Annotated in this window: 16 protein-coding genes and 2 rRNA genes (1 of these 18 running past the window's edge); 14 read left to right on the top strand and 4 right to left on the bottom strand. The window is 60.2% G+C overall.

All coding sequences use genetic code 11. The features are described 5' to 3' along the window. From AB4N85_RS25295 to AB4N85_RS25330, 8 genes are all read left to right on the top strand, one after another. Positions 1 to 1783: ribosomal RNA gene (locus AB4N85_RS25295) — 23S ribosomal RNA — on the top strand (it extends 1111 nt beyond the left edge of the window). A 154-nt stretch (positions 1784 to 1937) separates the two neighbouring features. Beyond that, positions 1938 to 2053 (top strand): 5S ribosomal RNA (rrf, locus tag AB4N85_RS25300). A 153-nt stretch (positions 2054 to 2206) separates the two neighbouring features. Next, positions 2207 to 5659 (top strand): exodeoxyribonuclease V subunit gamma, encoded by a 3453-nt coding sequence (recC, locus tag AB4N85_RS25305; RefSeq protein ID WP_460066337.1) that lies wholly within the window; start codon positions 2207 to 2209, stop codon positions 5657 to 5659. Continuing rightward, a complete protein-coding gene (gene recB / locus AB4N85_RS25310) occupies positions 5656 to 9342 on the top strand; it encodes an exodeoxyribonuclease V subunit beta (protein ID WP_457264441.1) in 3687 nt (1228 codons plus the stop codon). Before recC ends, recB begins: the two co-directional genes overlap by 4 nt. Then, positions 9339 to 11447: an exodeoxyribonuclease V subunit alpha gene (gene recD / locus AB4N85_RS25315; RefSeq protein WP_457264440.1), complete on the top strand. Its 2109-nt coding sequence runs from the start codon at positions 9339 to 9341 to the stop codon at positions 11445 to 11447. The genes recB and recD overlap by 4 nt, the downstream gene beginning before the upstream one ends. 119 nt (positions 11448 to 11566) lie before the next feature. Further along, positions 11567 to 12136, top strand: coding sequence for a YfiR family protein (locus AB4N85_RS25320; RefSeq protein ID WP_041477864.1), 570 nt, complete (start codon positions 11567 to 11569; stop codon positions 12134 to 12136). Further along, on the top strand, positions 12133 to 13401 hold the full coding sequence (locus tag AB4N85_RS25325; RefSeq protein ID WP_236169248.1) for a diguanylate cyclase domain-containing protein: 1269 nt from the start codon (positions 12133 to 12135) through the stop codon (positions 13399 to 13401). The genes AB4N85_RS25320 and AB4N85_RS25325 overlap by 4 nt, the downstream gene beginning before the upstream one ends. Next, on the top strand, positions 13401 to 13901 hold the full coding sequence (locus AB4N85_RS25330) for an OmpA family protein (protein ID WP_191622424.1): 501 nt from the start codon (positions 13401 to 13403) through the stop codon (positions 13899 to 13901). The genes AB4N85_RS25325 and AB4N85_RS25330 overlap by 1 nt, the downstream gene beginning before the upstream one ends. On the opposite strand, the gene AB4N85_RS25335 is transcribed toward AB4N85_RS25330, so the two are convergent. Then, entirely contained in the window at positions 13898 to 14845 is a 948-nt protein-coding gene (locus tag AB4N85_RS25335; protein WP_076565624.1) for a LysR family transcriptional regulator, read from the bottom strand. The two genes, AB4N85_RS25330 and AB4N85_RS25335, sit on opposite strands and share 4 nt — an antisense overlap. Positions 14846 to 14994: 149 nt before the next feature. Here AB4N85_RS25335 and AB4N85_RS25340 point away from each other — a divergent pair, with 149 nt between their 5' ends. Beyond that, positions 14995 to 16521: a CoA-acylating methylmalonate-semialdehyde dehydrogenase gene (locus tag AB4N85_RS25340; protein ID WP_024011486.1), complete on the top strand. Its 1527-nt coding sequence runs from the start codon at positions 14995 to 14997 to the stop codon at positions 16519 to 16521. A gap of 10 nt (positions 16522 to 16531) precedes the next feature. Continuing rightward, positions 16532 to 17419 (top strand): 3-hydroxyisobutyrate dehydrogenase, encoded by an 888-nt coding sequence (gene mmsB / locus AB4N85_RS25345; RefSeq protein WP_016770578.1) that lies wholly within the window; start codon positions 16532 to 16534, stop codon positions 17417 to 17419. A 233-nt stretch (positions 17420 to 17652) separates the two neighbouring features. Here the strand turns inward: mmsB and AB4N85_RS25350 are convergent, their stop codons facing one another. Next, positions 17653 to 18003 (bottom strand): cupin domain-containing protein, encoded by a 351-nt coding sequence (locus AB4N85_RS25350; RefSeq protein ID WP_016770579.1) that lies wholly within the window; start codon positions 18001 to 18003, stop codon positions 17653 to 17655. A gap of 42 nt (positions 18004 to 18045) precedes the next feature. After that, positions 18046 to 18984, bottom strand: coding sequence for a LysR substrate-binding domain-containing protein (locus AB4N85_RS25355; RefSeq protein WP_460066344.1), 939 nt, complete (start codon positions 18982 to 18984; stop codon positions 18046 to 18048). 232 nt (positions 18985 to 19216) lie between these two features. On the opposite strand from AB4N85_RS25355, the gene AB4N85_RS25360 reads away from it, so the two are divergent. Continuing rightward, a complete protein-coding gene (locus AB4N85_RS25360) occupies positions 19217 to 19981 on the top strand; it encodes a sulfite exporter TauE/SafE family protein (RefSeq protein ID WP_457264434.1) in 765 nt (254 codons plus the stop codon). On the opposite strand, the gene AB4N85_RS25365 is transcribed toward AB4N85_RS25360, so the two are convergent. Beyond that, positions 19971 to 20285, bottom strand: a complete 315-nt coding sequence (locus AB4N85_RS25365; RefSeq protein ID WP_457264432.1) for a putative quinol monooxygenase — start codon at positions 20283 to 20285, stop codon at positions 19971 to 19973. The genes AB4N85_RS25360 and AB4N85_RS25365 overlap by 11 nt on opposite strands. Positions 20286 to 20466: 181 nt before the next feature. Between AB4N85_RS25365 and AB4N85_RS25370 the strand changes: the two genes are divergently transcribed. The 3 genes from AB4N85_RS25370 (at position 20467) to AB4N85_RS25380 (ending at position 23074) form a co-directional block, all read left to right on the top strand. After that, positions 20467 to 21057: an NADPH:quinone oxidoreductase MdaB gene (locus AB4N85_RS25370; RefSeq protein WP_016771795.1), complete on the top strand. Its 591-nt coding sequence runs from the start codon at positions 20467 to 20469 to the stop codon at positions 21055 to 21057. Positions 21058 to 21165: 108 nt separating this feature from the next. Beyond that, positions 21166 to 22077, top strand: a complete 912-nt coding sequence (locus AB4N85_RS25375; RefSeq protein WP_457264429.1) for a LysR substrate-binding domain-containing protein — start codon at positions 21166 to 21168, stop codon at positions 22075 to 22077. Between the two features lie 103 nt (positions 22078 to 22180). After that, complete coding sequence (locus tag AB4N85_RS25380; RefSeq protein WP_457264427.1) at positions 22181 to 23074, top strand: NAD-dependent epimerase/dehydratase family protein; 894 nt, start codon at positions 22181 to 22183, stop codon at positions 23072 to 23074. The last annotated feature ends 171 nt before the right edge of the window (positions 23075 to 23245 follow it).

A 23245-nucleotide genomic window follows, 5' to 3' on the forward strand; every position in this document is an offset into this window, starting at 1 on the left:
CGCGGAAGATGTAACGGGGCTCAAACCATACACCGAAGCTACGGGTATCATCTTAGGATGATGCGGTAGAGGAGCGTTCTGTAAGCCTGTGAAGGTGAGTTGAGAAGCTTGCTGGAGGTATCAGAAGTGCGAATGCTGACATGAGTAACGACAATGGGTGTGAAAAACACCCACGCCGAAAGACCAAGGTTTCCTGCGCAACGTTAATCGACGCAGGGTTAGTCGGTCCCTAAGGCGAGGCTGAAAAGCGTAGTCGATGGAAAACAGGTTAATATTCCTGTACTTCTGGTTATTGCGATGGAGGGACGGAGAAGGCTAGGCCAGCTTGGCGTTGGTTGTCCAAGTTTAAGGTGGTAGGCTGAGATCTTAGGTAAATCCGGGATCTTAAGGCCGAGAGCTGATGACGAGTTACCCTTTGGGTGACGAAGTGGTTGATGCCATGCTTCCAAGAAAAGCTTCTAAGCTTCAGGTAACCAGGAACCGTACCCCAAACCGACACAGGTGGTTGGGTAGAGAATACCAAGGCGCTTGAGAGAACTCGGGTGAAGGAACTAGGCAAAATGGCACCGTAACTTCGGGAGAAGGTGCGCCGGTGAGGGTGAAGGACTTGCTCCGTAAGCTCATGCCGGTCGAAGATACCAGGCCGCTGCGACTGTTTATTAAAAACACAGCACTCTGCAAACACGAAAGTGGACGTATAGGGTGTGACGCCTGCCCGGTGCCGGAAGGTTAATTGATGGGGTTAGCTAACGCGAAGCTCTTGATCGAAGCCCCGGTAAACGGCGGCCGTAACTATAACGGTCCTAAGGTAGCGAAATTCCTTGTCGGGTAAGTTCCGACCTGCACGAATGGCGTAACGATGGCGGCGCTGTCTCCACCCGAGACTCAGTGAAATTGAAATCGCTGTGAAGATGCAGTGTATCCGCGGCTAGACGGAAAGACCCCGTGAACCTTTACTATAGCTTTGCACTGGACTTTGAATTTGCTTGTGTAGGATAGGTGGGAGGCTTTGAAGCGTGGACGCCAGTTCGCGTGGAGCCATCCTTGAAATACCACCCTGGCAACTTTGAGGTTCTAACTCAGGTCCGTTATCCGGATCGAGGACAGTGTATGGTGGGTAGTTTGACTGGGGCGGTCTCCTCCTAAAGAGTAACGGAGGAGTACGAAGGTGCGCTCAGACCGGTCGGAAATCGGTCGTAGAGTATAAAGGCAAAAGCGCGCTTGACTGCGAGACAGACACGTCGAGCAGGTACGAAAGTAGGTCTTAGTGATCCGGTGGTTCTGTATGGAAGGGCCATCGCTCAACGGATAAAAGGTACTCCGGGGATAACAGGCTGATACCGCCCAAGAGTTCATATCGACGGCGGTGTTTGGCACCTCGATGTCGGCTCATCACATCCTGGGGCTGAAGCCGGTCCCAAGGGTATGGCTGTTCGCCATTTAAAGTGGTACGCGAGCTGGGTTTAGAACGTCGTGAGACAGTTCGGTCCCTATCTGCCGTGGACGTTTGAGATTTGAGAGGGGCTGCTCCTAGTACGAGAGGACCGGAGTGGACGAACCTCTGGTGTTCCGGTTGTCACGCCAGTGGCATTGCCGGGTAGCTATGTTCGGGAAAGATAACCGCTGAAAGCATCTAAGCGGGAAACTTGCCTCAAGATGAGATCTCACTGGAACCTTGAGTTCCCTGAAGGGCCGTCGAAGACTACGACGTTGATAGGTTGGGTGTGTAAGCGCTGTGAGGCGTTGAGCTAACCAATACTAATTGCCCGTGAGGCTTGACCATATAACACCCAAGCAATTTGCTGACCTGAAAAGGCACCAGATTGCGGTGTGTGAAGACGAAACGAACCGAAAGTTCGAAGTTCACAAACACCTAGCTGTCACATACCCAATTTGCTGAAGCGAGGCCATCTGGTCCCGAGTCAGTACCCGAATTTCTTGACGACCATAGAGCGTTGGAACCACCTGATCCCATCCCGAACTCAGCAGTGAAACGATGCATCGCCGATGGTAGTGTGGGGTTTCCCCATGTGAGAGTAGGTCATCGTCAAGATTAAATTCCGAAACCCCAATTGCGAAAGCAGTTGGGGTTTTGTTTTGCCTGCGAGAAAGTTCTTACAAGCTTCGCAGACCTCGTCCGGCTGTCACAGTCGGCCGACAATGCTAAGGTTCTGCCTCGGCTTTAGCGATTTTCCAAGGAATCCATATGTCGGACGCCCAGTCCCTCAACGCTGCATTCATGGTGGTTCAGAGCAACAGTCTCGATGAGCTGCGCAGTCTTGTGGTCAGCATCATGCGGCGCTACCCACTGGCACCCTTGGAAAACGAAATCGCTTTGGTGCAAAGCAACGGCATCGCCCAATGGCTCAAACTCGCATTGGCCGAAGATCCTGAAGACGATGACCTTGGCGGTTGCGGGATCGCTGCGGCGATTGACGTTCAACTACCCGGCAGTTTCATGTGGCAGCTGTATCGCATGGTATTGGGACGAGAAGAAATTCCGGCGAAATCCCTGCTCGATAAAGCTCCGCTGACCTGGCGTCTGATGCGCCTCTTGCCACAGGTAATCGATCGCCCCCATTTCGAGCCGCTGCAACGCTTCCTCACTCACGACAGCGATCTGCGCAAGCGCTATCAGTTGTCAGAGCGTCTAGCCGATCTGTTCGACCAATATCAGGTCTACCGGGCTGACTGGCTGGAAGATTGGGCTGAGGGGCGTCATCAACTGCGCAATGTCAGAGGTGAAATAAAGCCGCTGCCAGCGACCAGTTGCTGGCAGGCAGAGTTGTGGCGAGCGCTGCTGGATGACGTCGGCGAACAAGGCATGGCGCAGAGTCGTGCCGGCGTGCATCAACGCTTCATGGAATGCATCAACATACTCGACAAGGCCCCGGCTCCGCTGCCGCCGCGCGTGATCGTCTTTGGCATTTCTTCATTGCCCGCACAAGTTCTTGAAGCGCTCGCCGGTCTGGCGCGCTTCAGTCAGGTTCTGCTTTGCGTACACAACCCCTGTCGCCATCACTGGGCCGATATCGTTGCCGACAAGGATCTGCTGCGACATCAATACAAGCGCCAACAACGCAAAAGCGGGATGCCCGTTGTACTTGATGCCGAAACCCTGCATCAGCACGCGCATCCGTTGCTGGCCGCTTGGGGCAAGCAAGGTCGCGACTATATCAACCTGCTCGACAGCTACGACGATCCCAACAGCTACCGCGCAGCCTTTCGTGACGGCCGCATCGACCTGTTCAGCGAAGCCCAGCCGCACAACATGCTTAACCAGCTTCAGGACGACATCCTCGAATTGCGCCCCCTCAACGAGACTCGTGAGCTCTGGCCCGCTGTCGACCTGACGCAGGACCAATCGATCCGTTTTCACATCGCCCACAGTGCCCAGCGCGAAGTCGAAATCCTGCACGATCAACTCCTGGCGCGTTTCAGCGCCGACCCGGCTCTACGCCCACGGGACGTGATCGTGATGGTCCCTGATATCGACAGCTACGCCCCGCATATCCGCGCGGTTTTCGGTCCGCTCGATCGATTTGACCCGCGCTTCATTCCGTTCACTTTGGCGGACCAGGGCCAGCGAGGACGTGATCCATTACTGATCGCCGTCGAGCACATGCTCAAGCTGCCGGACAGCCGTTTCCCGGTCAGCGAGATTCTCGACCTGCTCGATGTTCCAGCTCTGCGTGCTCGCTTTGGCGTAGAGGAACGTGACCTGCCAACCCTACACCGCTGGATCGAGGGCGCCGGCGTGCGTTGGGGCATGAGTGCCGAACAACGGGCCGGTCTCGGATTGCCTGAGGAACTGGAGCAGAACAGCTGGCATTTCGGTCTACGCCGAATGCTGCTGGGCTACGCCGTCGGCAGTGCCGATGCATGTGCAGGTATCGAGCCTTACGACGAAATTGGTGGACTTGATGCTGCCCTGATCGGGCCATTGGTTGCGCTGCTGGATGCCTTGGAAATCGCTCATCAGCAACTCACGCAACCGGCTCAACCGAAAGAGTGGGGGCTGCGTTTGCAGGCGCTGATGCAAGTGTTCTTTCAGGCGAGCAACGAGCACGACGACTACCTGCTGACCCAACTCGAAGAGCTTCGCGAGACCTGGCTGGAAACCTGCGAGGCGGTCGGCCTGACTGACGAACTGCCGCTGACTGTCGTGCGCGAAGCCTGGCTCGCCGGGCTGGATCAGGGCCGATTGTCGCAACGATTCCTCGCCGGTGCGGTGAATTTCTGCACCTTGATGCCGATGCGCGCCATTCCTTTCAAACTGGTATGTCTGCTGGGCATGAACGACGGCGATTATCCCCGCGCCCAGTCACCGCTGGACTTCGATCTGATGGGCAGCGATTACCGACCTGGGGATCGCTCACGACCGGAGGACGACCGCTATCTGTTGCTTGAAGCGCTGTTGTCCGCGCGCTCTCAGCTCTACATCAGTTGGGTTGGCCGCAGCATCCGTGACAACAGCGAACGACCCGCCTCGGTGCTCATCGGCCAGTTGCGCGATCACCTCGCCAGCGGCTGGCGTTCAATCGACCCTACCCAGGATCTATTGGAAGCGCTGACCGAAGAACACCCCCTGCAACCTTTCAGTGCCCGCTATTTCCACGAAGGCGAGCAACTGTTCAGCTACGCCAGCGAGTGGCAGGTGTTACATCAAGAGAAAGCGCAGCAAAGCGAAGCGCCGTTACTCGCGCCATATGTTCAAGATGAACCGTTGACGCTGGCATTGCTGCAGGATTTTCTACGTAATCCGGTTCGGCATTTTTTCACCCAGCGTCTCAAGGTCTATTTCGAGGCGGCGCAAGCGCCGTTGGCAGATGAAGAACCTTTCGTGCTGGACGCCCTACAGCGCTACACGCTGAGCGACAGTTTGCTGGAAGCCGCACTCAGCCAGCCGGACAATATCGATCAGGCGCTGCAAGCCCGGGCGCTGCGCCTGCAAAACAGTGGTCTGCTGCCTATGGCCGGTTTTGGCGAATGCCTACAGCGTGAACTGATCGAACCGCTGCCGGATCTTCTGCAGCGTTATCAACAGTTGCTGACGTTATGGCCGTCGCCATTGAGTAGTGCAATCCCGGTCAGTCTCGACTTGCAGGGTTTGCGGCTGGAGGGCTGGCTCGCAAACCTGCATCAACGCGCCGATGGCGGCCTGCTGTCGGTCACGACCATTCCCAATAGCATCGGCTCGATCAAAACTCGCAAGTGGCATCGGCTGACCAAATCGTGGGTTACCCATCTGGTCGCCTGCGCCAGCGAGCATGCGCTGACCACGGCATTGGTCGCCAGTGACGACACGTTGTTGCTTGAGCCAATGGAGCGAGACCGAGCGTTGCGTTTGCTCGGTGACCTGCTTCTTGCGTGGCAATCAGGCATGCGCCAGCCCTTGCCGATTGCGATAAAAACCGCGTTCGCCTGGTTGTCTCAAACTGACCCGGTCAAAGCCGAAGCCGCTGCGCGAAAAGCCTATGACGGTGACGGCCAGACCAGCAACGGCGAGCGGCGCGAAAGCCCGGCACTGCTCCGGCAATATCCCGACTTCGATGCATTGTTGGCAGACGAAACCTTCACCGGCTGGTGCGACGCGTTGTACCGCCCATTATTCGAAGCGCCGTGGCGTTCCTTGTCCAGCGAAGGTGCGCGCGCATGAGTACCAAAACACCGTTGGCTCTGGCCTTCCCGCTGCGCGGCAGTCAGTTGATCGAAGCAAGCGCAGGCACCGGCAAAACCTTCACGATTTCGGCACTTTATCTGCGGTTGATTCTCGGCCATGGCGGCGAGACAAGCGGTTTTTCACGCGAACTGCTGCCGCCGCAAATCCTCGTAGTGACGTTTACCGACGCTGCTACCAAAGAGCTGCGTGAACGCATTCGGACACGCTTGGCTGAGGCCGCGCGGTTCTTCCGCGACGAAATTGTTGCCCCGGACGGACTGATTGCCGAGCTGCGCGATCAGTTCGATCCGCTGCAATGGCCGGGCTGTGCCAACCGCCTCGATATCGCCGCGCAGTGGATGGACGAAGCCGCCGTCTCGACCATTCACAGCTGGTGTCAGCGCATGCTGCGCGAGCATGCGTTCGACAGCGGCAGCCTGTTCACGCAATCCTTGGAAACCGATCACAGCGATCTGCTTGGCGAAGTGTTGCGCGATTACTGGCGACTGTTCTGCTACCCGATGCAGGGCGATGCGCTGAACTGGGTGCGCAGCAATTGGGGTGGCCCCGCCGCGTTGTTGCCTCGGGTGCGCGGCTTGTTTGCCAGCGAGCGTGACACCGATGAAGGCAAGGCGCCCGCGGAGATGATCGAAGAGTGTTTGCTGGAGCGGCGAGCGGCGTTGGTCGAACTGAAAATGCCTTGGCGTGACTGGGCAGACGAGCTGCTTGCTCTCTGCCATGAAGGCGTCGCCAGCAAAACCGTCGATGGCCGCAAAATGCAGGCGCGTTATTTCGAGCCCTGGTTCGAGAAACTCAAGACCTGGGCGGAAGACGAGTCGCTTGAGCAACTGGACATTGGCACCGGCTTCACCCGATTGACGCCCGATGGCATGGCCGAGGCCTGGAAAGGCCAGGCTCCCAGTCATCCGGGGCTGGACGCCATGTCCGGACTCAAGTCGAGCCTGGATACCTTGCCGACGCCCGATGCTGCTGTTCTGCAACACGCTGCCAAGTGGGTCGGCGCGCGTTTTGAAGAAGAGAAGCGCCGTCGCGCAGAAATGGGGTTCGACGACATGTTGCTGCGTCTGGATGCCGCGCTGCAATCGGAGGGCGGCGAGCGTCTGGCAACGCTGATCCGCGAGCAGTTCCCGGTCGCGCTGATCGACGAATTCCAGGACACCGACCCGGTTCAGTACCGCATCTTCGAGAGCATTTACCGCATTGAAGACAATCACCCTGACACCGGCCTGTTCCTGATCGGCGACCCCAAGCAGGCGATCTATGCCTTTCGTGGTGCCGACATCTACACCTATCTGCGCGCACGTCAGGCCACTACCGGCCGTTTGCATACACTAGGCACCAACTTCCGCTCCAGCCACGGCATGGTGACAGCGGTCAATCACGTGTTCGAACGCGCCGAGTCCCGAGAGCAGGGACGAGGCGCGTTTTTGTTTCGCGAAAGAAATGGCGAGAACCCGGTACCGTTCCTCCCGGTCGAGTCTCAGGGACGCAAGGAAACGCTGCGGATTGCCGGGCAAGACGTCGCGGCACTCAATGTCTGGCTACTGCCTAGCGATCAGCCGCTGTCCGGCTCGGTTTATCGCCAGCATATGGCCGCCGCCTGCGCCAGTCAAATCACCGCACTGCTCAATGGCGGGCAAACCGGCAGCGCTGGTTTCTTTCAAGCAGACGACTTCAAAGGTTTACGCCCTTCGGACATCGCGATCCTCGTCCGCGACGGTAAGGAAGCCCAGGCCGTACGCGCCGAACTCGCCGCCAGAGGTGTGCGCAGTGTTTATCTCTCGGACAAGGATTCGGTGTTTGCCGCCCAAGAGGCGCACGATCTGCTGGCATGGCTGAAGGCTTGCGCCGAACCCGATGTCGAACGCTCGCTCAAGGCTGCGCTGGCTTGTACCACATTGAACCTGCCGCTGATCGAACTGGAGCGCCTGAACCAGGATGAAATGGTCTGGGAAGCCCGGGTCATGCAGTTCCGCGGCTATAGAGAGCTCTGGCGCAAACAGGGCGTGTTGCCGATGTTGCGACGCCTGCTTCACGACTTCCACCTGCCGCAAACCCTGATGCAGCGCAGTGACGGCGAGCGCGTGCTGACCAACCTTTTGCACCTGTCGGAGCTGATGCAGCAAGCCGCTGCTGAACTGGACGGGGAGCAAGCGTTGATCCGCCATCTGGCCGAGTTGCTGGCGCTGTCCGGTCAGGCCGGTGAAGAGCAGATTCTGCGTCTGGAAAGCGACGAGCAACTGGTCAAAGTGGTGACCATCCACAAATCCAAGGGTCTGGAATATCCGCTGGTGTTCCTGCCATTCATTTGCTCGGCGAAACCGGTGGATGGCAGCCGTTTGCCGCTGCATTACCACGACGCTGCGGGCAAGGCGCAGATCAGCCTCAAGCCTACCCCCGAGTTGATAGCCCTGGCTGACGATGAGCGTCTGGCCGAAGATCTGCGTCTTCTGTATGTCGCGTTAACCCGCGCGCAGCATGCCTGCTGGCTGGGCGTCACTGATCTCAAGCGCGGCAATAACAACAGCTCGGTGCTGCACCTGTCAGCGCTGGGTTACTTGCTGGGGGGCGGTGCCGCTTTGGGCGAGTCCAGCGAATTGAACCGCTGGCTGCGGGATCTGCAGCAAGACTGCCCGGCCATCGGCATCGGCGAAATGCCTCAGCCCACTGACGAGCATTACCAGCCGCCGCGCAATGAAGCAGTCCTGCGAGCCACGCTACGGCCCAAGCGCAAAGCCAGTGAAAACTGGTGGATCGCTTCCTATAGCGCTTTGCGCATCAGCGACATATTGAGCGTCGGCAGCGATGAAGCACCGGACAGTCCGCAGGCGCAAAAGCTCTTCGACGACGAGCGCCTCGATCCCGACGCGCCACATGAAATCAGCAGCGGTGGCGCCGATATCCACCGTTTTCCTCGCGGACCGAATCCCGGCACGTTTTTGCATGGCTTGCTCGAATGGGCGGGCGCTGAAGGTTTTTCGGTTACCCGCGAAGCGCTGGAAGATGCAATTGCCCGGCGCTGCAATCTGCGCGGCTGGCAAGGCTGGATCACCACGCTGACTGACTGGCTGCAGCATTTGCTCAAGTCACCGTTGCCGATCGCTGGCGGGCAACCGCCGGTGGTTCTTGAGCAACTGACGCAATACCGCGTCGAGATGGAGTTCTGGTTCGCCAGCCACAAAGTTGACGTGCTCAAGCTCGACGAACAGGTGCGCCAGCACACCCACAATGGCGTCGCTCGTGTTGCGGCAGAACCGGTTCAGCTCAACGGCATGTTCAAGGGCTTTATCGACCTGACCTTCGAGCACGCTGGCCGTTACTACGTCGCCGATTACAAATCCAATTGGCTCGGCGTGGATGATCAGGCCTACACGGTGCAGGCGATGGAGCAGTCGATCCTCGACAACCGTTATGACCTGCAATACGTGCTGTATCTGCTGGCACTGCATCGCCAGTTGAAGGCGCGGCTGGCGGATTACGATTACGACCGTCACATCGGCGGGGCGCTGTATCTGTTTCTGCGCGGTACGCGTGCGGAAAGTCGTGGCATGTACTTCGTGCGTCCGCCACGGGAATTGATCGAACGCCTCGACCGGATGTTCCAGGGCAAACCCGAACCCAAGTCCGAACCCGCCTGGGAACAGGGAGTCCTGCTATGAGCCGCACATTCGCCGATCTGCTGCCGACGCCGCTGGAAGCGGACAGCCTGTCGAAACTCTCGCCGCTGACCCGCGCCGATGATTTGCTGTTGTTGCTGAGCCGTTGGGTCGAGCGCGGCTGGCTGCGCGCGCTGGACCGCGCCTTTGTCGCGTTCCTGCATGAACTCGAGCCCGAGACCGATCCGCTGGTGTTGCTCGCGGCGGCGTTGACCAGTCACCAACTCGGCCATGGTCATGTGTGTCTGGACCTGTTTGAAACCCTCAAGGCGCCGGATTTTGCACTGTCATTGCCGCCCGAAGGCGACGTGCAGGGCGGTGTGTTGCTGCTGCCCTCGCAACTGCTCGAAACGCTCGATGGAGCCCATTGGTGCAAAGTGCTGGCAAGCAGTCCATTGGTGGCCCTGGCCGCTGACCCGATTGAAACAGCGCAGACACGTCCGCTGGTGCTGTCCTCGAAACGCCTGTACCTGCGCCGCTACTGGACCTACGAACGCCGCATCGATGCAGCGTTGCGCCAACGCTTGATGCAGCAGGAGCCGACGCCGGATGATCTGCCGCAGCGTCTGAACGAATTGTTCGGCGGCGCGGAATCCGCAGCTGTCATCGATTGGCAAAAACTCGCCTGCGCCATCGCTACGCGCAGCGCCTTCAGCATCATCACTGGCGGCCCGGGCACCGGGAAAACCACCACGGTGGTGCGCTTGCTCGCGTTGCTGCAGGCACCGGCCGTCGAGGCTGGCCATCCGCTGCGCATTCGTCTGGCGGCACCGACCGGCAAGGCCGCTGCGCGTCTGACCGAGTCGATCAGTCAGCAAGTGCAATCACTGCAGGTCGCCGAAGCGGTGCGCGCGGCGATCCCCAGCGATGTGACCACCGTGCACCGTCTGCTCGGCAGTCGACCGGGCACCCGGCATTTCCGTCACCATGCCGGCAACCGCCTGCCGCTGGATGTGCTGGTGGTCGATGAAGCGTCGATGATCGACCTGGAAATGATGGCCAACCTCCTCGACGCCATGCCGGCCCATGCTCGGCTGGTGCTGCTGGGCGACAAGGATCAGTTGGCCTCGGTCGAGGCCGGTGCGGTGCTGGGCGATCTGTGCCGTGACGCCGAGGGCGGTTGGTACAGCCCGCAAACGCGACAATGGCTGGAGTCTGTCAGTGGCGAGTCGTTGCAGGGTAGCGGTTTGCATGAAGACTGCGACGGCACCCATCCGTTGGCGCAACAAGTGGTGATGCTGCGTCACTCGCGCCGCTTCGGCGAGGGCAGCGGTATCGGTCAGCTCGCGCGCCGGGTCAATCAGCAATTGGCCGATGAGGCGCGACAGTTGCTCGCCGCTGGCGGCTACGACGACGTGTATTCGCTGCCGCTCAAAGGCGAACACGATCACAAGCTCGAACGCCTGTTGCTCGAAGGTCACGGCAACGGCCCGCAAGGTTACCGCCATTACCTGAGCGTATTGCGCGATCAGCGTCCACCGTCAACGCGGCCACTTGAGCATGCGGACTGGATCGATTGGGCGCGCGAAGTCTTGCAGGCGTTCGACACGTTCCAGTTGCTGTGCGCGGTGCGCAAAGGGCCGTGGGGCGTTGAAGGTCTGAACCAGCGCATTACCGCTGCATTGCTCAAGGCGCGTCTGATCGAGAGCGATCAGCAGTGGTATGAAGGTCGGCCGGTGCTGATGACACGCAACGACTATGGTCTGGGCCTGATGAACGGCGACATCGGCATCGCCCTGAAACTGCCCGAGCGTGAAGGTGCAGAAATCGGCAAGACGGTTCTGCGCGTGGCCTTCCCGCGTAACGATGGTCAGGGCGGCGTGCGCTTCGTGTTGCCGAGTCGACTCAATGATGTCGAAACCGTGTACGCCATGACGGTGCACAAGTCCCAGGGTTCGGAGTTCGCCCACACGGCGCTGATCCTGCCGGATGCGTTGAACCCCGTGCTGACCAAAGAACTGATCTACACCGGAATCACTCGCGCCCGGCACTGGTTCACCTTGATCGAGCCGCGTGCCGGCGTGTTTGAAGAGGCGGTGCTGCGCAAGGTCAAGCGTCTGAGCGGGCTGATGCTGGAACTGGAAGAGGGCACCGAGCCTCCGGGATGAAGCGCTGAATGACCGACAACGAGTACTGACCAACCGGTCAGAGGCAGGCGCCTCGCTGGTGTTCTGGCGCTGTGCTATCGTTGCGGCATCATTTCGTTACGCTCCAAGAGAATCCCTCCATGAAGGTGGCCGTCTGGGCGACACAGCGTGTGGTGGCCTGCCAGCACGCATTGCTGATCGTTTTGCTCTGGTTGTTCACGGGCAGCGCCATCGCCCAAGCGCAAACCGGGCCGGCCGAGCAACGGGCCAAAGCGGTCACGCAAGTGGTTCTTGGCATCCTCAGTTACGCACGCTGGCCAGTGGAGCCGGCGCAATTGCGTCTGTGCATCGTCGGCCCCACCGAATACACCGATGACCTGGTCAAAGGCACCACCCAAGCCACGGGTCGGCCGGTGGCTGTGCGGCGTCTGCTGGCGGACAACCCGGCCATCGTCAGCGAATGCGACGCGGTGTACATCGGCAAGCTGACCGCCGATGAACGCAGTCGCCTGTTCGCATCGTTGATCGGGCATCCAGTGCTGAGCATCAGTGAAGCCGACGATCAATGCACCGTCGGCAGTCTGTTCTGCCTGCGCGTCGGCGATGAACAAGTGTCGTTCGAGGTCAATCTCGACTCCGTGGCTCGCAGTGGTGTGCGCATTCACCCCAGCGTGTTGCAGTTGTCCCGTCGCAAAGCGGCGGCGCCATGAAGCTGTTCAGTTGGAAGGCTCGCCCGACCCTGGGCTCGGTCATTGGCCGTGGGCATTTGATTGTCGCGCTGGTGGCGGTAGCGATGGCCAGTGTTTCGCTGACCTTGCTGGGCGTGCTCGCGCTGCGGGTGTATGCCGATCACAACCTGCATTTGATCGCCCGTTCGATCAGCTACACCGTCGAAGCGGCCGTCGTGTTCAATGACAAAGCGGCGGCAACCGAGGCGCTGGCGATCATCGCCGCCACCGAGGAAGTAGCGGATGCCCGAGTGCTCGACGCGCAAGGCCAATTGATTGCGCAATGGCAGCGCGTCGAGACCGGCTTGTTCTCCGAGCTGGAAATGCAGATCACCCGCGCTCTTCTGGAAAAACCGGTCAGCCTGCCGATCGAGCATCAGGACCGTGAAATTGGTCGCGTCCTGCTCATCGGCCACGGCGGCAGCCTGATGCGCTTCCTGCTCAGCGGCCTGGCCGGGATTGTGCTCTGCACCGCGATCAGCGCCTGGGTCGCGCTCTATCTGGCGCGGCGGCAGCTGCGCGCAATCATTGGCCCATTGCACAGCCTCGCCTCCGTCGCCCACGCCGCGCGCAGTGAGCGAGCGCTGGATCGGCGCGTGCCGCCGGCGCAAATCGCTGAACTGGATAATCTGGGCAACGACTTCAATGCCTTGCTCGGCGAACTCGAGTCGTGGCAAACCCATCTGCAAAACGAAAACGAAACTCTCGCTCACCAAGCGACCCACGACAGCCTCACCGGTTTGCCCAACCGTGCGTTTTTTGAAGGCCGCTTGATCCGCGCCTTGCGCAACGGCAAAAAACACGATGAGCGGGTCGCCGTGCTGTTTCTCGACAGCGACCGCTTCAAAGGCATCAACGATAACTTCGGCCACGCCTCGGGCGACGCAGTGCTGGTGGCCATCGCCAATCGCGTGCGAGCGCAATTGCGCGAGGATGATCTGGTCGCGCGGCTGGGTGGCGACGAGTTCGCCGTGCTGCTTGCGCCACTGCACACGGTCGAAGACGCTGAGCACATCGCTGACAAGATTCTCGCCAGCATGGACATGCCGATCACCCTGCCCGGCGACAGCAGTGTGGTGACCTCGCTGAGTATCGGCATCGCCGTTTACCCCGATCATGGCGCCACGCCGGGTGCCTTGCTCAACGCAGCCGACGCGGCAATGTACCAGGCCAAGCGCCTGTCGCGTGGCGCGCAATTCACCGCCGGGTCGGAGCGCCCGGTCGATTCCGTTCATACCAGGAGCTGATGTCCGTGTTCACTCTTCCCGTTCGACTTTTTTCCGCATTGCTGATGATCGCCGCGCTGACCCTGAGCGGTTGCCAGACCGCCCCGCAGAAAGGCCTGACACCGGCGCAGGTCGCCGTGCTCAAACAGCAGGGTTTCGAGTTGACCGACGACGGCTGGGAGTTCGGCCTGTCGGGCAAAGTGTTGTTTGGCAGCGATGTCGAAAGCCTGAACGCAGCCAGCACGGAAATCGTCGAACGCATCGGCAAGGCGTTGCTCGGCGTGGGAATCGAGCGGGTGCGCGTCGATGGCCACACCGATGCGTCCGGCAAGGAAACCTACAATCAGCAACTGTCGCTGCGCCGGGCCAAGAGCGTCGCCAACGTCCTCGGTACGGTCGGCATGAAGCAGGAAAACATCCAGCTGCAAGGCCTCGGCAGCAGCGAACCGGTGGCTTCCAACGACACCGCAGCGGGGCGCACGGAAAATCGCCGGGTGTCGATCGTGGTCAGCGCCGACTAATCGGCAAAGCGCATCTCCCGCGTTTCACCCATCAACAACGCCTGATTGCGTTCAGTCACTTCGCGGATGTAATCCCACAACAACGTAATCCGCTTCAACTTGCGCAGATCCTCGCGGCAGTACATCCAGAACTGCCGGGTGATGTCGATTTCCTCCGGCAGCACCGGCAGCAATCGCGGGTCTTGTGCGGCGAGAAAGCACGGCAGGATCGCCAGCGAGCGCCCCTGCTGTGCGGCGACGTATTGCGCGATCACGCTGGTGCTGCGCAAATGCGCGCTGGCGCCGGGCAGCACGTTGGCCAGGTAGAGCAGCTCCGAGCTGAACGCCAGATCATCCACATAACTGATGAATTGATGCTTGCTCAAGTCGGCCGGGCGGCGGATCGGTGGGTGTTTGTCCAGATAGTCCTGGGTTGCGTACAGCTGCAAACGGTAGTCGCAGAGTTTGCAGCAGACGTACGGCCCGTGCTCCGGCCGCTCGAGGGCGATGACGATGTCGGCCTCGCGCTTGGACAGGCTGATGAAGTGCGGCAGCGGCAGGATGTCCACCGAGATTGCCGGGTAGGCGTCGACGAAATGGCTCAGTTGCGGGGTGATGAAAAAACTGCCGAAGCCTTCGGTGCAGCCCATGCGCACATGGCCGGACAGGGCCACGCCCGAGCCCGAAACCTGCTCGCAAGCCATGTGCAATGTGCTTTCGATCGACTCGGCATAACCGAGCAAGCGCTGGCCTTCAGTGGTCAGGACGAAGCCGCTGGTGCGGGATTTCTCGAACAGTAATGTGCCGAGCGCCGCTTCCAGCGAACTGATCCGTCGCGACACCGTGGTGTAGTCGACGGCCAGGCGTTTGGCGGCGGTGCTGGCCTTGCGGGTGCGGGCGACTTCGAGGAAAAACTTCAGGTCGTCCCAGTTCAGCGAGCCTAGCGAGGTGATGTTTTTTTGCATGATGGTCGGGCTTATATGTGCGTTCTTATTAGAAGTTTGCACATCTATACTCCAAAAACAGTCCGACAACCAATTCGCGACACACGCCTCATCTCAAGGCGAACCTTTCGCCTTGGCTCCTACGATAAAAACAAGTTCTGGAGACCAGCATGAACGCATCGCTTACGCCCAACGACACCACGCTGCAAAAGGTCAAACTGCTGATCGACGGCGAATGGGTCGAGTCGCAGACCACCGAGTGGCACGACATCGTCAACCCGGCCACCCAGCAAGTGCTGGCCAAGGTTCCGTTCGCCACCGCCGCTGAGGTCGATGCCGCTGTCAGCGCCGCCCAGCGCGCGTTCCAGACCTGGAAACTGACCCCGATCGGCGCGCGGATGCGCATCATGCTCAAGTTGCAAGCGCTGATCCGCGAGCACTCCAAGCGCATCGCCGTGGTCCTCAGCGCCGAGCAGGGCAAGACCATTGCTGATGCCGAAGGCGATATTTTCCGTGGCCTGGAAGTGGTCGAGCACGCGTGCTCGATCGGCACCCTGCAAATGGGCGAGTTCGCCGAGAACGTCGCCGGCGGCGTCGACACTTACACTCTGCGCCAGCCGATCGGCGTCTGCGCCGGCATCACGCCGTTCAACTTCCCGGCGATGATTCCGCTGTGGATGTTCCCGATGGCGATCGCCTGCGGCAACACCTTTGTCCTGAAGCCTTCGGAACAGGATCCGCTGTCGACCATGTTGCTGGTGGAGCTGGCCATTGAGGCTGGCGTCCCTGCGGGCGTGCTCAACGTGGTTCACGGCGGCAAGGATGTGGTCGATGGCCTGTGCACGCACAAGGACATCAAAGCCGTGTCGTTCGTCGGTTCTACCGCTGTCGGCACCCACGTTTATGACCTGGCCGGCAAACATGGCAAACGCGTGCAGTCGATGATGGGCGCGAAAAACCACGCTGTGGTACTGCCGGACGCCAATCGCGAGCAAGCGCTGAATGCCTTGGTCGGCGCCGGTTTCGGTGCGGCCGGGCAACGTTGCATGGCCACGTCGGTGGTGGTGCTGGTCGGTGCCGCAAAACAGTGGCTGCCAGACCTGAAAGCACTGGCGCAAAAACTCAAGGTCAACGCCGGCAGCGAGCCGGGCACCGATGTCGGTCCGGTGATTTCGAAAAAGGCCAAGGCGCGGATTCTCGAACTGATCGAAAGCGGCATCAAGGAAGGCGCCAAGCTTGAACTCGATGGTCGTGACATCAGCGTGCCGGGTTATGAACAAGGCAATTTTGTCGGCCCGACCCTGTTCTCCGGTGTGACCACCGACATGCAGATCTACACCCAGGAAATCTTCGGCCCGGTGCTGGTGGTGCTGGAAGTCGACACCCTCGATCAGGCGATTGCGCTGGTCAACGCCAACCCGTTCGGCAACGGCACCGGCCTGTTCACCCAGAGCGGCGCGGCGGCGCGTAAATTCCAGACTGAAATCGACGTCGGTCAGGTCGGCATCAACATTCCGATTCCGGTGCCGGTACCGTTCTTCAGCTTCACCGGTTCGCGCGGTTCGAAACTCGGCGACCTCGGCCCGTACGGCAAGCAAGTGGTGCAGTTCTACACGCAGACCAAAACGGTCACGGCGCGCTGGTTCGATGACGACAGCGTCAACGACGGCGTGAACACCACCATCAACCTGCGCTGAGGATTCGATCATGAAAATCGCATTTATCGGGCTGGGCAACATGGGCGCGCCGATGGCGCGCAACCTGATCAAGGCCGGCCACTCCCTGAACCTGGTCGACCTGAACAAAACCGTGCTGGCGGAACTGGAACAGCTGGGCGGCACCATCCGCGCTTCGGCCCGCGAGGCGGCGGAAGATGCCGAACTGGTGATCACCATGCTCCCGGCCGCGGTGCATGTGCGCAGTGTCTGGCTGGGTGAAGAGGGCGTGCTCGCCGGCATTCGCCAAGGCGTGCCGGCGGTGGATTGCAGCACTATCGATCCGCAAACCGCCCGCGACGTAGCGGCGGCCGCCGCCAAACACGGCGTGGCCATGGCTGATGCACCAGTCTCCGGCGGCACTGGCGGCGCGACCGCCGGCACCTTGACCTTTATGGTTGGCGCTACCCCGGAACTGTTCGCCACCCTGCAACCGGTGCTGGCGCAGATGGGCCGCAACATCGTGCATTGCGGTGAAGTCGGCACCGGCCAGATCGCCAAGATCTGCAACAACCTGCTGCTGGCGATTTCGATGGTCGGCGTCAGTGAGGCGATGGCGTTGGGCGATGCGCTGGGGATCGACACCGGCGTGTTGGCCGGGATCATCAACAGCTCCACCGGCCGCTGCTGGAGTTCGGAGATGTACAACCCGTGGCCGGGCATCGTCGAAACGGCGCCGGCCTCGCGCGGTTATACCGGCGGGTTCGGGGCAGAACTGATGCTCAAGGATCTTGGGCTGGCGACTGAAGCGGCGCGGCAGGCGCATCAACCGGTAGTGCTCGGCGCGGTGGCGCAGCAGTTGTATCAGGCGATGAGTCAGCGCGGTGACGGTGGGAAAGACTTCTCGGCGATCATCAACAGCTATCGCAAGCCGCAGTAATCACGATCAGCCCTTGTGGTGAGGGGATTCATCCCCGTTGGGTTGCGCAGCAGCCCCCTACATTGTGTCAGGCAAACCGAGTCCTCAGGGTTTGCGACTGCTGCGCAGTCGAGCGGGGATAAATCCCCTCGCCACAGGGTTCTCTATGTCCACAGGTAACACTGGGGTGTGTTTAAAAATTGCAGCAGGTGTTGCCGGGAAATCACGTCGGGTGATTTCCCGGCTTTTTTGCATCAGGCGAAGACGAAGTATTTGCGCACGGTCTCGACCACTTCCCACGTGCCCTTCATGCCCGGCTCAACCACGAAGATATCGCCGGCGCGCAAGTGGATAGGCGCCATGCCGTCCGGGGTGATCACGCAGTAGCCTTCCTGGAAATGGCAGTACTCCCATTTCACATAATCGACGCGCCACTTGCCCGGTGTGCAGATCCAGGTGCCCATGATCTTGCTGCCGTCTTCGCTGGTGTAGGCGTTGAGGTTGACGGTGTGCGGGTCGCCTTCGAGTTTTTCCCATTTGCAGGCGTCGAGCACTGGCAGCGGGTGGGTGTCGCGCAGAACGGTGATAGGGGCGGTCGCGGTCATGAGGGACTCCGGGCAGGTGGACTTGAGAATTGAAGTCGCACCCTATAGCGCCCGGTCGTCGCTCAGTTGTCTGGGGTCGACATCGGAGTGCTCAGAAACGCGCGCAGCAATAAGTGCTTGTAACAGCGCTTGGGCATAACCCGGCAGCGCGGCGAAGTCTTTCGCGCAGAGCAATAACGCGCGGCGCGCCCATGGCTCATTGAGAGGTGTGCACTTGAACCGTTCCAGCGTCGCGCGTTCGACAGCGGCCAACGGCAAGATGGCCAGGCCGGCGCCATGGGCGACCATACGCATCGCGCCATCAAAGCCATCGGCGCGAATGCGCACCTGCATCCGTGCGCCGCTGTGCAGCGCCTGTTCTTCCAGATAAATCGCCAGTGCGCTGTCGGCGCTCAATCCGACAAAGTCGTGCTGCAACGCGTCGCTGAAACTGACCCCGGCGGCGTCAGACAACGGGTGATCAAGCGGCAGAATCAGCACCAGCGGATCATCACGAAACGCCTGGGTCTGCAGGCCGTTGGTGTCGACCGCGTCGGACACAATCCCCAGATCCGCTGCGCCTTCGCGCAAGGCATGGGTAATTCGCGCACTGGGCAGTTCCTGTAGATCAATGTCGAGATTGGGATGGCTGTGCAGGAAATCCGCGAGCACTTCCGGAAGGTGCTCGGTGATCGCCGTGGTGTTGCATAACAGCCGCACCTGACCTTTGACGCCTTGCGCGTAATCGGCCAGATCCTGCTGCATGCGTTCGGTCTGTTGCAAAAGGGTACGCGCGTGGCGGGCGAGGGCTTCACCGGCCGGCGTCGGGGTGACGCCGCGCCGACCACGTTCGAGGAATTCGGCGCCCAGCGAGGCTTCCATCGCGCGGATTCGGGCGCTGGCGGCGGCGAGGGACAAGTGGCTGCGGGCGGCGCCGGCGGTGATGTTGCCGGTGTCGATGATATGCAGGTAGAGTCGCAGGTCGGTGAGGTCGAAGTGCATGGGGTTTGCCTCTGATTTTTATGGTGTCTGGGCTGGCCCTTTCGCTGGCAAGCCAGCTCCCACAGGTTTCTTGTTGATCTCTAAATGGATGAACAACCGAGATTCTGTGGGAGCTGGCTTGCCAGCGATGAGGCCAGATGCATCACTGCAAATATCAGCCTCTTGCAAAGGAAGAGGCTGCCTAAGTATATGGCAGATTTTCCCCCAGCCCGGATCAGTGCACATTACCCCAATGCACACACTGACCGACTTCTACCAAACCCTCGGCCTGACCCTTTCTCTACTGGTCATCGCCACCTTCCTCCTCGCCGGCACGGTCAAAGGCGTGATCGGCCTCGGCCTGCCCACTGTCGCGATGGGCCTGCTCGGTCTGGCTATGGCGCCGGCGCAGGCAGCCGCGCTGTTGATCATTCCGGCGACCCTCACCAATTTCTGGCAACTGGCCTTCGGTGGTCACCTGAAAAGCTTGATCAAACGCCTCTGGCCCATGCTGCTGATGATCTTCTTCGGCACCGGCATCGGCACCCTCTGGCTCGGCATGTCCAGCGGACATTGGGTGGTGCGCGGACTTGGCGCGGCGCTGTTGCTGTATGCATTGAGCGGATTGTTCTTGCCCACGCTACACGTCAAATCCGCGCATGAATCGTGGCTCGGCCCGCTGTGTGGCCTGATCACCGGCGTCATCACCTCCGCCACCGGCGTCTTCGTGATTCCGGCGGTGCCGTACCTGCAAGCGCTGGGGCTGAGCCGCGATGAGCTGGTGCAGGCGCTCGGCCTGTCCTTCACCGTCTCGACCCTGGCGCTGGCCGCTGGGCTGCTCTGGCACGGCGCACTCGGCGGTGGCGAATTGAGCGCCTCGCTGCTGGCGCTGATCCCGGCCATGCTTGGCATGTGGCTCGGTCAGTGGCTGCGTCAGCGCATCAGTGCGGTGCTGTTCAAGCGGGTGTTCTTTATCGGACTGGGCGCGCTCGGCGCCCATTTGCTGATCAGCGGCTAGCCGACGATTCGCTGAGCATGTCGATCGCGCGGATATCGAAATCACGCTGCAGATACTCCATGCGCCTGGCGAAAAACGCTTTCATGTGCGGCAATGCCGAATGCTCATCCAGATGCGCCTGGCTTGCCCAGATCTCGTAGAAGATAAACAGCGTCGGATCTTCCTTGTCGCGCAGCATGTGGTACTCGATACAGCCCGGTTCGGCGCGGCTTGGCTCGACGTAAGCGCGGAACAGCGCTTCGAATTCGGCGGCTTTTTCCGGGCGGGTCTTGGCGTGCAGGATGAAACCCTGGCGTTCACTCATCACAACTTCCTCAAAAGCAGAAAGCGGCGATGCTACGGCAACAATTGGCGATCGATTCGTGCGTTTTGATCAAATGTATTTTGCGTCGATGTGGCTGTTTTCGCGCGAGATCGATGGTTAATCTGCGGCCATTCCAATTCTTGATTCAATCCAGCCTCAAAGGCTGCGCCGAGGTTTTCCGATGAAGAAAGTGCTGTTGCTTAATGGCGGTAAAAAATTCGCCCATTCCGATGGCCGCTATAACACCACCCTGCACGAAACCGCGCTGAGCGTGCTGGATCGCGGCGGTGTCGACGTCAAGACCACGTTTATCGACGAGGGCTATGACGTTGCCGAAGAAGTGGCGAAATTCCTCTGGGCCGACGTGATCATTTATCAGATGCCGGGCTGGTGGATGGGTGCGCCGTGGACGGTGAAAAAGTACATCGACGAAGTCTTCACCGAAGGGCACGGCAGCCTCTACGCCAGCGACGGCCGCACCCGTTCCGATGCCTCGCAGAAGTACGGCAGTGGCGGTCTGATTCAGGGCAAGCAATACATGCTGTCGCTGACCTGGAACGCGCCGCAGCAAGCCTTCGATGACCCGACGGATTTCTTCGAAGCCAAAGGCGTGGACGCGGTGTACTTCCCGTTCCACAAGGCCAACGAATTTCTCGGCATGACCGCACTGCCGACCTTTCTCTGCGTCGACGTAATGAAGCGTCCGAATATCGACAATGATGTGGTGCGCTATGAGCAGCATCTGACTGAGGTGTTTGGCCTCAAGGCTTGATGGGTTTCGGGCTACTATCCGGGTACAGCAAAAGATCGCGACCTTCGGTAGGTCCCGCAGGGGGCATGGCGATTGGCTGCGATCTTGGCGATTCCAAAGAGGACACCCGTGAAAGCCAGATCCGATGAGTTGCAGATTTTCGTCTGCGTGATCGAGTGCGGTTCGATTTCCGCCGCCGCCGAGCAGGTCGGCCAGACGCCGTCGGCCGTCAGTCGCACGCTGTCGAAGCTCGAAGCCAAGCTCGACACCACGCTGATCAACCGCACCACGCGACGCATGGACCTGACCGAGGAGGGCAAGTATTTCTTCGAACAGGCCAAGTTGATTCTCGACCAGATGGATCAACTCGAAGAACGCCTGTCCTCGCGCCAGCAGACCCCATCCGGGCGCCTGCGCATCAACGCTGCCTCGCCGTTCATGCTCCACGCCATCGTTCCCTACATCGACGAATTCCGGCAGCTGTACCCGGACATTCAACTCGAACTCAACAGCAATGACCTGATCATTGACCTGCTTGAACAAAGCACCGACGTCGCCATCCGCATCGGCAACCTCGCCGATTCGACGCTGCACGCGCGTTCGCTCGGTTGCAGTCCGTTGATGATTGTTGCCAGCCCCGCCTATTTGAAAAAGCACGGTGCGCCACGACAAGTGGCGGATTTGAGCGAACACACGTTGCTCGGCTTTACCCAGAACGAAGGCCTCAACCAATGGCCGCTGCGCTATGTGCATGGCGACCGCTGGCCGATCACCCCGGCAATCAGCGCTTCCAGCGGCGAGACCGTGCGCCATTTGGCACTGGAAGGGCAGGGCATTGCCTGTCTGTCGCATTTCATGACCATCGACGACATCCGCGCCGGACGCCTGAAAGTCCTGCTCGGTGAATTCAACAGTGGCTATCGCCAGCCGATCAACGCCGTGTACTACCGCAACTCGCAACTGGCGTTGCGCATTCAGTGTTTCCTCGACTTTATCCAGGGCAAACTCGCCGCCTACGCCAGCGCCGAATTCAAGGGCTGATTCGTGATCCCTGCGCAAGAGTGAATTGGCCGAGGGCGGGTTTTTCGCCGGGTTTCATCGGCCGATACTCGCTGCATCACTTATTCACGCAGGGAGTTTCTCCATGAACGTATTCGTTACCGGCGCGGCCGGATTTATCGGTGGGTCCATCGCCACCGGCCTGGTGCAGGCCGGGCACAACGTCACCGGCCTGGTGCGCAGCGCGGAGCAGGCTGATGAGCTGAAAGCATTGGGCATGAACGCGGTAATCGGCACCCTCGATGACAGCCAATTGCTGGCGCAACAGGCGCGTGCTGCCGATGCCGTCATCAACGCTGCCAGCAGCGATCATCGCGGTGCGGTGGAAGCGTTACTCGACGCTTTGCGCGGCTCGAATAAAGTCTTTCTGCACACCAGCGGTTCGAGCATCGTCGGCGATGCCTCCGGCGGCAAATCCAGCGATGTCATTTATTACGAAGACCACCTGCCGCAACCGACTGTCGATAAGGCCGATCGCGTAGCCATCGACAACCTCGTACTCGCGGCGGCGAAGGATGGCGTGAACTCGGCGGTGATCTGCAACACGCTGATCTACGGCCACAGCCTTGGCGTCAAACGCGACAGCGTGCAATTGCCGCGACTGCTCAAGCAGGCGCGCAAAAGCGGCGTGGTGCGCCACGTTGGCAGCGGCCAGAACATCTGGTCCAACGTGCACATCGAAGACGTCGTCGCCTTGTATCTGCTGGCGCTGACCAGGAATGTGCCGGGCACTTTCTACTTCGTTGAAAGCGGTGAAGCCTCGTTCATCGACATGACCACCGCCATGGCCGACGCCCTGAACCTGGGCAAACCGCAAGACTGGCCACTGCAAGACGCCGAAGCCGAATGGGGCTATGAAATGGCCAACTACGGCCTCGGTTCCAACAGCCGCGTACGCGGCAAACACGCCCGGGAACTGCTGGGCTGGACGCCGAAGCGCACGTCGGTGGTTGAATGGATTCGTAACGAAATGGTGTGAGTCCAGCGCGCACCGAGTGAAGCCATTCGCGAGCAGGCTCGCTCCCACAGGTGACCGCGTTCTGCCTGGAAAAATGTAATTCCTGTGGGAGCTGGCTTGCCAGCGATAGCGGTGGATCAGTCGCCACCCATGTTGAACGTGGCGCCGTCATCGCTGGCAAGCCAGCTCCCA

The organism is Pseudomonas sp. H1_G08, assembly GCF_054681355.1.